Here is a 13,105-nt window from a genome sequence, read left to right on the forward strand (position 1 = left end):
TGCCTTCCGGGGCGCGGCGCCGCCCCCCGAGGCCCTGTGCAGGACCGCCCGGGGACGCCCGCGCCCAAGCCCCTCCGACGCCTTGGCACCCGAGCGCAGCGCCTTTCCCCGGGGCCCGATGCCGCCTCGGCGGTCCTCGGATCGCAGCAGCCGCCCCGCACGCCGCCCCGGCGGCGGCTTCGATAAGTCAGTCCGGTGGATTATTCGTACGCCATCGACTGGACGGTCTGCCCGCGAGAGGTTACCGTCGCGGGCGGTTTGGCGAGCGGGAGGCAGCGATGCCGGAGAGTTCCAGGACTGGCGATGCGGGGCTTGCGGTCCCCGCCCGGATCATGGTGGTCGACGATGATCCCTCGGTGCGCGAAGCGCTGGCAAACCTGCTGGAATCGGTGGATTTCGAGGTCGAGGCCTACCCCGCCCCGGCGGACTTCCTCGCCAGCAGCAACCCGGCCTCCGCCAACTGCCTGATCCTCGACGTGCGCATGCCGATGACCAGCGGCTTCGACGTGCAATGCGCGCTCGGCGAGGCCGGCATCCGCACGCCCGTCATCTTCATCACCGGCTACGGCGACATCCCCATGTCGGTGCGCGCGATGAAGGCCGGGGCGGTGGACTTCCTCGCCAAGCCCTTCCGCGACCAGGACCTGCTGGACGCCGTCGCCGCTGCGGTGGAGCGGGACCGGCAGCGGCGGGCGCTCGACACCGTCCGCCAGGAGCATCTCCTGCGCTTCGACACCCTCAGCGCGCGCGAGAAACAGGTGATGCGCCTCGCCACCAGCGGCCTGATGAACAAGGAGATCGCCTTTCAGCTGGGCCTGAGCATGATCACGGTCAAGACCCATCGCGGCAAGGTCATGCGCAAGATGAACGCGCGCAGCTTCGCCGATCTGGTGCGCATCTCCGAGATGCTGGGCGAGGGCGGCGCCTCCGGCTAGACCCAAGTATGGTTCCGCACCCGGCACCGAGGCGTAGAGTGAGCCGAGGCCCCCTTCGCGCGAACGTTCCCGGACCCCATGTCAGACCCTGTTTCCCAGCGGCGGCTCGTCTGCATCGTCGAGGATGACGATTCCGTCCGGATGGCGACGGCGAATCTGGTCCGCGCCCTGGGCCACGCGGTGGTGGCCTTCGCCTCGGCCGAGGCTTTCCGCGCCGAGGCGGGGCCGGCGCCCGACTGCCTCGTGTGCGACGTGAACCTGCCGGGAATGTCCGGCATCGCGCTGTTCGAGACCCTGCGCGCCTCCGGGCGGCGCATCCCGACGATCTTCATCACGTCCTTTCCCTCGGACCGGCTGCAGGCCCTGGCCGGGAAAGACGTGCTCATCCTCGGCAAGCCCTTCGCGAGTGCGGAGTTCGCGCGGGGGCTGGAGCGGCTGCTGGGCGGCTGAAACCTCCCTTCGCGCATCCGAAGCGGACACTGCCAGGAGCCCGGACACGCGTCTCCCGGAAACCGGCGGCCCGGGCCGGATCTTCATGACCCGACGCCAGGCCACCGGGCCCGCGCGCATGGCGCCGGGCGACCGGCAAACGGGCCCTGTCCGGTTGCGCCGCAGCCCGGGCCGGGCCGGCGCCTGCGGGTATCCGGCGGCCCAAGCCCGCAGGCTCAGGCCGGTTCCTGCGCCTGCGGAACCCGCATGTCGCGGCGCACCGGGGGATGGGCCGTGGCGTGGCCCGCGCGCTCCAGCGCCCGGGCGATGCGCAGGGCCCGGCGCTCATGCCAGGGCGGGGCGATGATCTGCACCCCGATCGGCATTTCCCCCGGGCGGAACACCGGCACCGTGACCACGGGCAGGCCGATGCAGGAGAAGGGCTGGGACAGCAGCCCCAGGCTGGGGCGCAGCGGCAGGCTCTGCCCCCCCAGCGGCAGCACGGTCTCGCCGCGCAGCGGCGCGGAGACCGGGGTCGCCGGGACGATCAGCGCATCGACCGTGGCGAAAACGGCAAGGGCGCGCGCCAGCCACCAGGCCCGCACCCGCTGCGCCCGCGCCACCCAGGCCGCGGGCAGCAGCGCGCCTGCCAGGAAACGGTCCCGCGTATCGGGGTCGAACTCCCCTGCCCGCGCGCGCAACCGCTCCAGGTGGAACGCGGAGCTCTCGGAATTGGTGATGAGATAGGCCGCCGCCCGGCCGGCCTCGGCCGCGTCGAGATCCACCTGCCGGCAGCGCGCGCCCAAGCCCCCCAGCGCGGCGGCGACACGGGTGGCGGCCGCGGCGCCCTCCGTCCCGCAATGGCGGGCGAACCAGCCCCCGGGAAGGCCGACACGCAGCGGCCCCAGGGCGTGGTCGAGGCCCGGGAGAGCCGGCTCCGGCGCGCGCGGCGCACAGGCATGGTCGCCCTCCGGCGGGCCCTGCAGCGCGTCATAGGCCAGGGCGAGGTCGGTCACGCTGCGCGCGAAGGGGCCGAGATGATCGAGACTGTCGACGAAGGAGAAGCTTCCCGTACGGCTCAGCCGCCCGTAGGTGGGCTTCAGGCTGAACACGCCGCAGAGCGAGGCAGGCACCCGCAACGAGCCGTTGGTGTCCGAGCCGAGCGAGACCGGCGCCAGGCCCGCCGCCGTGGCCGCCGCGGAGCCGGAGGAGGAGCCCCCGGTCATCCGGCCCGGGTCATGCGGGTTCCGGCAGGCGCCGAAATGCGCGTTTTCCCCGGTGAAATCATAGGCATACTCGCCCATGCCCACCGCGCCCACCAGCACGGCGCCGGCGGCCTCCAGCCGGCGGATCAACACCGCGTCGCGCCGCGCCTGCGGGCGGTCACGGTTGATCTTCGCGCCGGCCAGCGTGGGCAGGCCCTCGATGTCGAGGAGGTTCTTCACCGCGAAGGGCACCCCGGCCAGCGGCCCCGGCGCCTCGCCCCGGGCGAGGGCCGCGTCCAGGGCGGCGGCCCGGGCGCGGGCGCGCTCGGCGGTCACGGCGGTGAAGGCGTTCAGGGCGGGGTTCGCCGCGGCGATGCGGGCCAACGCGGCGGATGTCACCTCCGCCGCGCTGCACCGGCCGGCGCCGACATCCGAAGCGATGCCGACGGCCATGGAGAAATCCGGCTCAGACATCGCTCCCTCCCTCGTCCGGCAGGCGAAACACCGCTGCCTGCACCAGCTCCGCATCATCGAGCGGCACGCTCTCCAGCAGGGCCGCCATGTCGGCGGCCAGCCCGAGAAAGCGCAGCGTGCCGGGCTGCCACTCTGCCGCGACGGGCAGGTTCAGCAGCCCGGACGCCGCGTCCATGTAGGACTTCAGCTCCATGTCATTCAGCCGGCTGGAGCCCGGGCTCGCCGGAGGAGGGCGCCGCATCCGGCATGTCGGCGAGGCCCAGCTTCGGGCAGAGCCAGAGGAAGACCGCGACCATCGCATAGGCCAGCGACACGCCCGGCGTGACCGCGATACCCACCGCCGGCCCGTGCATGAAGCCGAAGAAGGTGAGCACCGCCCCCGCCGCCGCGAAACCCGCGGCCCAGACATACTTGCGCTCGATGATGAACACGCCGAGCGCCGCGAGGATCAGCCCGGTGAGGATCGCCCCGCTGCCCAGCACGCCCAGCCCCTCGTAGAGCACCCCGCCGCGGGCCATGCCGGCCACGAGATCCGGGGTGACCTGCACCCCCGCCGCGCCGAGGGCCCCGTCGATCAGCGTCTTCGCCCAGGAGGCGAGATGGGGGATGAGCCCGAGCACCACCGCCGGGGCGTGTTTCATCGGCGTGGTCTGGAACGCCTGCGCACCGATGAGCATGCCGATGTAGAGCAGGATCGGCGAGATGGCGACCACGGGCACCAGGTTGAGGAACACCGCCAGAATGCCGAACCAGGTGAGCAGCAGCACGAACCCGCCGGTGGCCAGCGAATAGCCGATGCGCCCACCCATCGCCTTCCAGCCCGGGTGGCCGATGTAGACCGCGTTGGCGAAGGGCGAGCCGAGCAGCGTGCCGATGAGCGAGATGGCGCCCTCGGCGGAGATCGCCTCGGTGGTGGAATAGACATCCCCCGCGGCCTCCGCGCTCTCCACATTGTCCATCGCCTCCACCAGGTCATAGACGCCGAAGGGAATCGCCGTCACCAGGATGAAGCCGAGGAACTCGAAGCCGGAGAACACGTGGCCCACCGCGGGCAGCGGAACCGAGAAGCCGAAGCTGGCGAAACTGTCCAGCAGCGCTGCCGTGCTCATGCCGCCGACCTCCGGCATCCCCAGCGCCGCGGCGCCCCAGGCGATGATCATCCCCACCACGATGGCCACCAGCCCGGCCGGAATGCCGCGCGGATAGCGCAGCCCGCCGAACCAGCTCACCAGAATGATGGCGAGACAGGTGAGCCCGATGATCGAGGTCATGAAGATCTCCAGCGCCGGGCGCATCGCGATGAAGGCGATGGAGACGCCCGCCAGCGTGCCCAGCAGCGCCGCGCGCGGGGTGATCCGCCGGATGAACGGCGCCACGAAGGACCCGCCGATCAGGATGAAGCCCTGCAGGAACACCCAGGCGAGCCCGGCCTCCCAGGCCTTCACCGGATCCCCGGTGCGCCCCAGGATCGGCAGCATGATCACGAAGACCACGATGAACATGTGCGGCACCGACGGCCCGGAGGGAAGCGCGCAGACATCCGCCCGCCCCTCGCGCTTCGCCAGTTTCCAGCCCATCCAGCCGTAGTACATGTTTCCGAGAAACAGCATGAAGCCGACCGCCGGCAGGATGCGCCCGAAGGTGAGCGCATCGGGCAGGCCGACGACGAATTTCAGCAGGCCGGTCATCACCAGCAGGTTGACCAGCACGTTGGTTCCGAGACCGAACAGGGCGTTCCAGTCTCCCGGTGTCCAGAGCTTCGGCACTGACTTGTCCATGATACCCCTCCTGTCGGGCAGGCGGCTCTCGCGGCCGCGAAACGAGATCGGATCAGGCCGCCGCGGCGGCCCGCTTGAGCGCATCGGCGAAGCACGTGGCATCGCTCACCCAGCCGAAGATCCCGCCCTGCGCCTTGATCATCTCGAGGCCGACACGGTGGAACTCGGGAAAATAGGAGGCACAGGCATCGGCCAGGGCCACGCAGCGGTAGCCCCGGTCATTGCCCTCGCGGATGGTGGTGTGCACGCAGACCTCCGTGGTCACGCCGCAGATGATCAGCGTGTCGCTGCCGGCGTTGGCGAGGATCTGGGCGAGGTCGGTCTGGTGGAAGGCGCCCTTGCCGGGCTTGTCGAGCACCACTTCGCCGGGCAGCGGGGCGAGGGCGGAAACGATGTCGTGCCCCGGCTCGCCGCGGATGAGGATCCGCCCCATCGGGCCCGGATCCCCGATGCGCTTCGAGGGCGCGCCGCGGGCGATCTTGGCAGGCGGGGCGTCCGACAGGTCCGGCCGATGGCCCTCGCGGGTGTGGATCACCAGCATCCCCGCCGCCCGGGCGGCGGCCAGCGCCCGGGCACAGGGCCCCACCGCGGCCTGCAGCAGGGAGACATCGTTGCCCAGCGTCTCGCCGAAGCCGCCCGGCTCCAGGAAGTCGCGCTGCATGTCGATGACGATGAGCGCGGTGCGCGCCGGGGTGAACCCCAGCGGCGCCGGCTCGGCAACCAGTTGCAATTCGCTCATCTTTGGGATTCCTTTCGCCAGGGCCCGGGGCAACTCCCCGCGGCAGACAGGGGGAGACCGGCATGGACGGGTTCGACGCGGATGCAGTGGCGGCAGAGATCGGGGCCGCGTTCGAAGCCTATGAGCGCGCGCTCGGTGCCAATGACATCGAGGCCCTCGCCGGCTTCTTCTGGGACGATCCGCGCAGCACGCGGCTCGGCCCGGAGGGCGGCTTCTACGGCCATGCGCAGATCACCGCGTTCCGCCGCGCGCGCGACGTGTCGGACACGGCGCGGGAGCTGTTCGAAACCCGGATCGTGGCACTCACGCCCGACCTGGGCACGGCGACCACGGAATACCGCCGCCTCGCCTCCGGGCGCCGTGGCGCGCAGAGCCAGGTCTGGATGCGCCGGCCGGAGGGCTGGCGCATCGTCTCGGCGCATGTGAGCCTGCAACCCTGACACCAGGCGCCCCGCAACCGGGGCGGGCCGGGCCCGGGCGCGCCCCGGGCCGCCGGCCCGGCGTGGCAATCTCGGCCTGCACATCCCCCTCGCCTCCCTGATCCCTGCCGGTGGGTTCCCGCGGCCCGCCGCGCGGCCGCACACCCGTCACGGATCACCTTGCGCCTGTTCAGTGCTGCTTTCTGCTGCTAGTTTTTCATCATACCGCTGCAAATTTCGCAGCGCTCGGGAGGGCCGCCATGCGCCACATGAAACCCCTGATGATGATCCGCGACGTGGCCCGCGCCGGGTCCATCCGCCGCGCGGCGGAGGACATGAACCTCACCAGCTCGGCGCTGAACCGGCAGATCCAGGCCTTCGAGGCGGATTTCGGCGAGCAGATCTTCGAACGCCTGCCCCGGGGCGTGCGGCTGAACCCGGCCGGCGAGCTCCTGATGCAGCACATCCAGGCCCAGCTCAGCGACCTGGAGCGCGTGCGCAGCCAGGTGGCCGATCTCAGCGGCGAGCGGCGCGGCCATGTCTCCATCGCCTGCTCCCAGGCGCTGAACCCGATCTTCCTGCCGCGCGAGATGGCCCGCTACCGGCGCGAGCACCCGCGGGTGACCTTCGACGTGCGCATCCGCGACCGCGCCCAGGCCGAGCATGACCTGAGCACCTTCGCCACCGATCTCGCGATCGTGTTCGAGCCGGTCTATCTGGTGGATTTCGAGGTAATCAAGGCGGTGGAGCAACCGGTCTCCGTGGTGATGGCCGTCGATCACCCCCTGGCCGGCGAACCGGTGCTGCGCCTGCGCGACTGCCTGGCCCGGCCCCATATCGTGCCCTCGGCGCAGTACGGCGTGCGGCACCTGCTGGACCTGGCCACGCGCGGCCGTTCCTACCGGCTGGACCCGGTGCTGGTGGCAGACAGTTTCGAGCTGATGCGCCAGTACGTGGTCTACGAACACGCGCTGAGCTTCCAGATCCCGATCGGCCTGCTGCCCTCCGCCGACCCCCGCCTGGTGACGCGCCCGCTCGATCCCCGCGACATCGCCTCCGGCCTGCTGCTGATCGGCCAGATGCGCGGCCGCACCCTCCCGGTCGCCACAGCCCGTTTCGCCCGCCAGATCGCCGATGCGCTGACCTGAGCCGGGACGCCCGCGCAGACTGAGCACCTCCCCGGCGAACGGACAGTGACGGAAGCGACAATCCCCCGTCTGTCGGCCTCCGGGACCGAGGAGATCCGAACATGCCGAAACGCAGGAACCAAGGCGTGGGCGTCAGCGCTCGCGCGGTGCCGGACGCTGTGGAGGGCACCCGCATCCCGATGGATGGAAAGGGGCGCTGTCTCCACAACATCTTCGTCGGGCGCCTCCGGCCGCCCCCGAAACATGAGGGCATCCCCTGCCACGCCTGGGAGGCCGGTTCGCGGGCCAAGGCCCGCATCAGCGGTTCGTGAGTATCTTCACGCCGCCTGTGCCTTGGCGAAACGGTCGAGATTTGCGTCCCCCCAGTCCTTCAGGGCGCTGAGGATCGGCGTCATGGTGTGACCGAGGTCGGAGAGGCTGTATTCCACCTTCGGCGGAACCTCCGCATAGACCTTGCGCACGATCAGTCCGTCAGCCTCCAGCTCGCGCAGCTGGTTTGTCAGCGTCCGCTGCGTGACGCCCGGTATCCGCCTGCGGATTTCATTGAAGCGCTGCGTACCTTCCAGCAGGTGGAAGAGGATGACGCATTTCCACTTGCCGTCGATCAGGCTGATCGCCGCCTCGACGGAGCAGCCGGGCACGCAGTCATAGCGGGAGTGGGGGCGCTTGGCCATGACAGTATCCTTTTCGACACTATAGGCAAAACTTGTGCGTATCGCGTCCTCTCGGCATACGCGCTAGGTCTGTTTTCGACAAGCAAGGAGACACGATCATGAAAGCTGTCGGATACCAGAAACCCGGCCCGATCACCGAAGAAGCATCGCTCGTCGATATCGACCTGCCCAAGCCGACCGCGACCGGTCGGGACCTGCTCGTTGAGGTGAAGGCGGTGTCGGTGAACCCCATCGACTACAAGATCCGGCGCAGCACCCCGCCGCAGGACGCCGACTGGAAGGTGATCGGATGGGATGCGTCCGGCATCGTCACCGAGGTCGGGCCGGAGGTCACGGAGTTCGCGGTTGGCGATGAGGTCTACTACGCGGGCTCGCTCACCCGGGCCGGCGCCAATTCGCAGTTCCACCTCGTCGATGAGCGGATCGTCGGGGCGAAGCCGAAATCCCTGAACTGGGCGGAAGCCGCCGCACTGCCGCTGACGTCGATCACCGCGTGGGAAGCCCTGTTCGACCGGCTCGACGTGAACAGGAACGTGCCCGGTGCGGCGCGCGCCATCGTGATCATCGGCGGCGCAGGCGGGGTCGGCTCCATCGCCGTGCAGATCGCGCGCCGATGTACCGACCTGACCGTGATTGCCACGGCATCGCGCCCTGAGACCCGGGACTGGGTCGAAGGCCTTGGCGCCCACCACGTACTCGACCATTCGCAGCCGCTTGCGGCGCAGGTCGAGGCGCTCGGCATCGGTGCGCCGGCCTTCGCCTTTTCGACCACGCACACCGACAAGCATGTTGGCGAGATCGCCGCGTTCATCGCGCCGCAGGGCCGTTTCGCCCTGATCGACGATCCGAAAGACCTGGACATCATGCAGTTCAAGCGCAAGGCGGTTTCCATCCACCACGAACTGATGTTCACCCGCCCGCTCTTCGGCACGCCCGATATGGATGAGCAGGGCAAGCTGTTGAATGCAGTCTCGAAAATGGTGGATGAGGGCGAGATCAGGACCACGCTCAACGAACACTGGTCGCCCATCGATGCCGCCAATCTCAAGAGGGCCCACACCCTGCTCGAGAGCGGCACGGCGAAGGGCAAGGTCGTGCTGGAGGGCTGGCAGCCCTGACGCGGCTTGCGGGGGAGGCCGGGCCGGGCTCCGGCGCCTCCCCCACCCGCTCGGGCCCGGCCGGGTTTCGTGTCACTCCAGGAGAACATCGTGGCGAACCCTCGACACGCCGCGCCGCCTGTGCCCGACGCTTGCGCGCGCCGCGATTCCGCCCGGTGCGCGCTCATCACCGAGCTCACGGCCTTGCCGAAGCGACGCGACGTTCCCGCGATGGGTCAGTGTGCGGATCGCCGCGCGCCGTACGATTCCGGCGGTCGTCCCGGCGACCCCGGACCCCATGGCGTTCAAGGGCATGAACGTTTCCCCACCCGCGCGGCATGCGACGCGTTCGGCAAAGCATCCGCTCCGCCGGCCTGCATGACTGAAGTGAGGCCTTGTTGGCCGCGCGCTGTCGGGGCCATTGTTCTCAGTCCGCGGCCATCACCGCAAAGCGATCTGGCGGGGCCCGAATTGACCGGGCCCGCTGCTCACCCCTAACCGAGAGAAGGAAAACGAAATGCCAGCATATGTCGTCTTCACACGTGAGGAAACGCTCGATCAGGCGGAACTCGATACCTACAGCGCAAACGTCGGCCCCACGCTGGAGGGACACGAGGTCACGCCCCGCGTCGCCTACGGAGAATTCGAGGTGCTCGAAGGACCGGACATCGAAGGCGCCGTGATCCTCGAGTTTCCGGACATGCAGGCGGCCCGGACCTGGTATTTCAGCCCCGCCTATCAGGATGTCGTGCAACATCGCTTCAAGGGAGCGCGGTACCGGGGCTTTATCGTCCAAGGACGCTGAGAACCCAACGCCAGATGATGGCGGCGTCAGCTTCATTTGCCCGCGCAGCATTCGCTCGCGCATCCTGACGGGACTGAGGGAGACCCGGTCAAACCGCCGATCGCTGTCTTCTGACAGCTGCTTTTGCGGGTCGAACGACGAAGCCCCCGGCGTGGTATCGCCGGGGGCTTCGTGGTGGTTTTCTGGTTGCGGGGGCAGGATTTGAACCTGCGGCCTTCAGGTTATGAGCCTGACGAGCTACCGGGCTGCTCCACCCCGCGGTGTTTGATGTATCGTGAAGGGAGGGAATGAGGATGTATTGGTCTGGCGGCGACCTACTCTCCCACGTCTTGAGACGCAGTACCATTGGCGCGGCGGGTCTTATCGGCCGAGTTCGGGAAGGGATCGGGAGTTTACCTCGCGCTGTGACCACCAGACCTTCGGGGGAGCCGTTTTGGCGGGCTCCTCGGAAGGTCTGGCCGTCCTGGCCTTTTGGGCCTGGACAGTGAGACGCTTTTTGCCCTTTCGGGCGTCTTTCCAAGTCTTTGTGTATCTGACCTGAGTTGGGATCGGTTGTCTTGCGACTACCGGATCGGTTCAAGCCAATCGGGCGATTAGTACTGGTCAACTGAATGCATTGCTGCACTTACATCTCCAGCCTATCGACGTGGTGGTCTTCCACGGCCCTGATAGGGAGACCTTGTTTTGAGGGGGGCTTCCCGCTTAGATGCCTTCAGCGGTTATCCTGTCCGTACATAGCTACCCAGCACTGCCCTTGGCAGGACAACTGGTCCACCAGTGGTACGTCCACCCCGGTCCTCTCGTACTAGGGGCAGCTCCTCTCAAGTCTCCTACACCCACGGCAGATAGGGACCGAACTGTCTCACGACGTTCTAAACCCAGCTCACGTACCTCTTTAAATGGCGAACAGCCATACCCTTGGGACCTGCTCCAGCCCCAGGATGAGATGAGCCGACATCGAGGTGCCAAACGATGCCGTCGATATGGACTCTTGGGCATCATCAGCCTGTTATCCCCAGCGTACCTTTTATCCGTTGAGCGATGGCCCTTCCACTCGGGACCACCGGATCACTATGGCCGACTTTCGTCTCTGCTCGACTTGTCAGTCTCGCAGTCAGGCGGGCTTATGCCATTGCACTCAGCGAACGATTTCCGACCGTTCTGAGCCCACCATCGCGCGCCTCCGTTACTCTTTGGGAGGCGACCGCCCCAGTCAAACTACCCGCCACACAGGGTCCCGGATCCGGATGACGGACCGCGGTTAGACGCCAAACAGGACAAGGGTGGTATCTCAAGGGAGGCTCCACGAGGACTAGCGTCCCCGCTTCAAAGCCTACCACCTATCCTGCACATGACATGTCTGGCGCCAGTGTGAAGCTGTAGTAAAGGTGCATGGGGTCTTTCCGTCTGACCGCGGGAACCCCGCATCTTCACGGGGAATTCAATTTCGCTGAGTCTACGTTGGAGACAGCGGGGAAATCGTTACGCCATTCGTGCAGGTCGGAACTTACCCGACAAGGAATTTCGCTACCTTAGGACCGTTATAGTTACGGCCGCCGTTTACCGGGGCTTCAATTCAGTGCTTGCACACCTCCTTTTAACCTTCCGGCACCGGGCAGGCGTCAGACCCTATACGTCGCCTTGCGGCTTCGCAGAGCCCTGTGTTTTTAGTAAACAGTCGCTACCCCCTGGTCTGTGCCCCCCGCCCATGGTTGCCCACGGACGGGGCCTCCTTCTCCCGAAGTTACGGAGGCATTTTGCCGAGTTCCTTCAACGTAGTTCTCTCAAGCGCCTTGGTATACTCTACCAGTCCACCTGTGTCGGTTTAGGGTACGATCTCACGGAGGGCTATTTCCAGGAACCGCTCAGCAGCCATCCCAATCCGATAAGGGATAACTACCTCTGCGATCCGTCACATCCTCCTGGCCCAGGAATATTAACCTGGTTCCCATCGACTACGCCTTTCGGCCTCGCCTTAGGGGTCGGCTCACCCTGCTCAGATTAACTTTAAGCAGGAACCCTTGGACTTTCGGCGAGAGGGTCTCTCACCCTCTTTGTCGCTACTCATGTCAGCATTCTCACTTCTCTGCGCTCCAGGATAGGTCACCCACACCCTTCGCCGCACAGAGAACGCTCCGCTACCGCGCATTGCTGCACCCAAAGCTTCGGCTCGTGGCTTGAGCCCCGTTACATCTTCGCCGCAAGACAGCTTATCTAGACCAGTGAGCTGTTACGCTTTCTTTAAATGATGGCTGCTTCTAAGCCAACATCCTGGTTGTTTTGGCCGTCTCACATGCTTTCCCACTTAGCCACGAATTAGGGGCCTTAGCTGTTGGTCAGGGCTGTTTCCCTTTTCACACCGGACCTTAGCACCCGATGTGTGTCTGCCAGATAGTACTCTCTGGTATTCGGAGTTTGGTTAGGATCAGTAAGTCTGTGGGACCCCATTACCCATCCAGTGCTCTACCCCCAGAGGTATTCGTCTGACGCTCTACCTAAATAGATTTCGCGGAGAACCAGCTATATCCGAGTTTGATTGGCCTTTCACCCCTAGGCACAAGTCATCCCGATCCTTTTCAACGGATGTGGGTTCGGTCCTCCAGTGCGTGTTACCGCACCTTCAACCTGCTCATGCCTAGATCACCCGGTTTCGGGTCTGATCCCACGAACTCATGCGCCCTATTCAGACTCGCTTTCGCTGCGCCTACACCTAACGGCTTAAGCTTGCTCGTGAGACCAAGTCGCTGACCCATTATACAAAAGGTACGCCGTCACTTGCGCTCCGGCTGTTTGTAGGCGTTCGGTTTCAGGTACTGTTTCACTCCCCTCGTCGGGGTGCTTTTCACCTTTCCCTCACGGTACTGGTTCGCTATCGGTCGATAAGGAGTACTTAGCCTTCGAGGGTGGTCCCCCGATCTTCAGACAGGATTTCACGTGTCCCGCCCTACTTGATATGTCCAGGTCACCTCTGCATACGGGGCTGTCACCCGCTACGGCCCGGCTTTCCATCCGGTTCTGCTAAGTTAACTGGCTCGGCTGATCCGCGTTCGCTCGCCACTACTAGCGGAGTATCTGTTGATTTCCTTTCCTCCGGGTACTTAGATGTTTCAGTTCCCCGGGTTCGCTCTTGTAACCCTATGTATTCAAGTCACAAGTACCTGGCTCACGTCATCAACAAGGAGGGGCCCAAAGGGTATCAACCGACGCGGCGTGAACCGCATCGTACCCATCGGGTCTTTCCATATTGATCACATGTCAGGTGGGTTTCCCCATTCGGACATTCCCGGATCAAAGGGTGCTCTCGCCTCCCCGGGACTTATCGCAGAGTGCCACGTCCTTCATCGCCTCTTATCGCCAAGGCATCCACCAAACGCCCTTTTCGCGCTTGATCCGATCCGGAAG

The 13,105-nt window shown here is 66.3% G+C and carries 12 protein-coding genes, 1 tRNA gene and 2 rRNA genes; 7 read left to right on the top strand and 8 right to left on the bottom strand.

What is annotated here, in order from left to right; translation table 11 throughout:
- Nucleotides 1-278: 278 nt before the first annotated feature.
- Nucleotides 279-935: a response regulator transcription factor gene (locus tag FDP22_RS20450; RefSeq protein ID WP_138579584.1), complete on the top strand. Its 657-nt coding sequence runs from the start codon at nucleotides 279-281 to the stop codon at nucleotides 933-935.
- A gap of 78 nt (nucleotides 936-1,013) precedes the next feature.
- Complete coding sequence (locus tag FDP22_RS20455) at nucleotides 1,014-1,385, top strand: response regulator transcription factor (protein ID WP_138579582.1); 372 nt, start codon at nucleotides 1,014-1,016, stop codon at nucleotides 1,383-1,385.
- Between the two features lie 215 nt (nucleotides 1,386-1,600).
- Here the strand turns inward: FDP22_RS20455 and FDP22_RS20460 are convergent, their stop codons facing one another.
- The 4 genes from FDP22_RS20460 to FDP22_RS20475 are packed head-to-tail and all read right to left on the bottom strand — an operon-like array spanning nucleotide 1,601 to nucleotide 5,560.
- The gene (locus FDP22_RS20460; protein ID WP_430225949.1) at nucleotides 1,601-3,043 is read right to left on the bottom strand and encodes an AtzE family amidohydrolase; all 1,443 of its coding nucleotides are present in this window, start codon (nucleotides 3,041-3,043) and stop codon (nucleotides 1,601-1,603) included.
- Nucleotides 3,036-3,236: a DUF4089 domain-containing protein gene (locus FDP22_RS20465; protein ID WP_170317814.1), complete on the bottom strand. Its 201-nt coding sequence runs from the start codon at nucleotides 3,234-3,236 to the stop codon at nucleotides 3,036-3,038. Before FDP22_RS20465 ends, FDP22_RS20460 begins: the two co-directional genes overlap by 8 nt.
- 1 nt (nucleotide 3,237) lies before the next feature.
- Complete coding sequence (locus FDP22_RS20470) at nucleotides 3,238-4,821, bottom strand: regulator (RefSeq protein ID WP_138579578.1); 1,584 nt, start codon at nucleotides 4,819-4,821, stop codon at nucleotides 3,238-3,240.
- Between the two features lie 52 nt (nucleotides 4,822-4,873).
- Nucleotides 4,874-5,560, bottom strand: a complete 687-nt coding sequence (locus FDP22_RS20475; RefSeq protein ID WP_138579576.1) for a cysteine hydrolase family protein — start codon at nucleotides 5,558-5,560, stop codon at nucleotides 4,874-4,876.
- Between the two features lie 62 nt (nucleotides 5,561-5,622).
- Here FDP22_RS20475 and FDP22_RS20480 point away from each other — a divergent pair, with 62 nt between their 5' ends.
- From FDP22_RS20480 to FDP22_RS20490, 3 genes are all read left to right on the top strand, one after another.
- Entirely contained in the window at nucleotides 5,623-6,000 is a 378-nt protein-coding gene (locus tag FDP22_RS20480; RefSeq protein WP_138579574.1) for an AtzH-like domain-containing protein, read from the top strand.
- Between the two features lie 239 nt (nucleotides 6,001-6,239).
- Nucleotides 6,240-7,127, top strand: coding sequence for a LysR family transcriptional regulator (locus tag FDP22_RS20485; RefSeq protein WP_138579572.1), 888 nt, complete (start codon nucleotides 6,240-6,242; stop codon nucleotides 7,125-7,127).
- A 101-nt stretch (nucleotides 7,128-7,228) separates the two neighbouring features.
- A complete protein-coding gene (locus FDP22_RS20490) occupies nucleotides 7,229-7,438 on the top strand; it encodes a hypothetical protein (protein ID WP_138579570.1) in 210 nt (69 codons plus the stop codon).
- Between the two features lie 6 nt (nucleotides 7,439-7,444).
- On the opposite strand, the gene FDP22_RS20495 is transcribed toward FDP22_RS20490, so the two are convergent.
- Entirely contained in the window at nucleotides 7,445-7,801 is a 357-nt protein-coding gene (locus FDP22_RS20495) for a winged helix-turn-helix transcriptional regulator (RefSeq protein WP_138579569.1), read from the bottom strand.
- A gap of 98 nt (nucleotides 7,802-7,899) precedes the next feature.
- On the opposite strand from FDP22_RS20495, the gene FDP22_RS20500 reads away from it, so the two are divergent.
- The gene (locus tag FDP22_RS20500; RefSeq protein WP_138579567.1) at nucleotides 7,900-8,919 is read left to right on the top strand and encodes a zinc-binding alcohol dehydrogenase family protein; all 1,020 of its coding nucleotides are present in this window, start codon (nucleotides 7,900-7,902) and stop codon (nucleotides 8,917-8,919) included.
- A 496-nt stretch (nucleotides 8,920-9,415) separates the two neighbouring features.
- The gene (locus FDP22_RS20505) at nucleotides 9,416-9,703 is read left to right on the top strand and encodes a DUF1330 domain-containing protein (RefSeq protein WP_138579565.1); all 288 of its coding nucleotides are present in this window, start codon (nucleotides 9,416-9,418) and stop codon (nucleotides 9,701-9,703) included.
- Between the two features lie 183 nt (nucleotides 9,704-9,886).
- On the opposite strand, the gene FDP22_RS20510 is transcribed toward FDP22_RS20505, so the two are convergent.
- The 3 genes from FDP22_RS20510 to FDP22_RS20520 form a co-directional block, all read right to left on the bottom strand.
- Nucleotides 9,887-9,963 (bottom strand) — tRNA-Met (locus FDP22_RS20510).
- Nucleotides 9,964-10,004: 41 nt separating this feature from the next.
- Nucleotides 10,005-10,119 (bottom strand): 5S ribosomal RNA (rrf, locus tag FDP22_RS20515).
- A 156-nt stretch (nucleotides 10,120-10,275) separates the two neighbouring features.
- A 23S ribosomal RNA gene (locus FDP22_RS20520) occupies nucleotides 10,276-13,094 on the bottom strand.
- Between the last annotated feature and the right edge of the window lie 11 nt (nucleotides 13,095-13,105).

Source organism: Paroceanicella profunda (assembly GCF_005887635.2).
Lineage (GTDB): Bacteria > Pseudomonadota > Alphaproteobacteria > Rhodobacterales > Rhodobacteraceae > Paroceanicella > Paroceanicella profunda.

Coding starts and splice junctions, on each gene's coding strand:
- FDP22_RS20450 (WP_138579584.1), top strand. CDS start 279: ATGCCGGAGAGTTCCAGGACTGGCGATGCGGGGCTTGCGGTCCCCGCC.
- FDP22_RS20455 (WP_138579582.1), top strand. CDS start 1,014: ATGTCAGACCCTGTTTCCCAGCGGCGGCTCGTCTGCATCGTCGAGGAT.
- FDP22_RS20460 (WP_430225949.1), bottom strand. CDS start 3,043: ATGTCTGAGCCGGATTTCTCCATGGCCGTCGGCATCGCTTCGGATGTC.
- FDP22_RS20465 (WP_170317814.1), bottom strand. CDS start 3,236: ATGGAGCTGAAGTCCTACATGGACGCGGCGTCCGGGCTGCTGAACCTG.
- FDP22_RS20470 (WP_138579578.1), bottom strand. CDS start 4,821: ATGGACAAGTCAGTGCCGAAGCTCTGGACACCGGGAGACTGGAACGCC.
- FDP22_RS20475 (WP_138579576.1), bottom strand. CDS start 5,560: ATGAGCGAATTGCAACTGGTTGCCGAGCCGGCGCCGCTGGGGTTCACC.
- FDP22_RS20480 (WP_138579574.1), top strand. CDS start 5,623: ATGGACGGGTTCGACGCGGATGCAGTGGCGGCAGAGATCGGGGCCGCG.
- FDP22_RS20485 (WP_138579572.1), top strand. CDS start 6,240: ATGCGCCACATGAAACCCCTGATGATGATCCGCGACGTGGCCCGCGCC.
- FDP22_RS20490 (WP_138579570.1), top strand. CDS start 7,229: ATGCCGAAACGCAGGAACCAAGGCGTGGGCGTCAGCGCTCGCGCGGTG.
- FDP22_RS20495 (WP_138579569.1), bottom strand. CDS start 7,801: ATGGCCAAGCGCCCCCACTCCCGCTATGACTGCGTGCCCGGCTGCTCC.
- FDP22_RS20500 (WP_138579567.1), top strand. CDS start 7,900: ATGAAAGCTGTCGGATACCAGAAACCCGGCCCGATCACCGAAGAAGCA.
- FDP22_RS20505 (WP_138579565.1), top strand. CDS start 9,416: ATGCCAGCATATGTCGTCTTCACACGTGAGGAAACGCTCGATCAGGCG.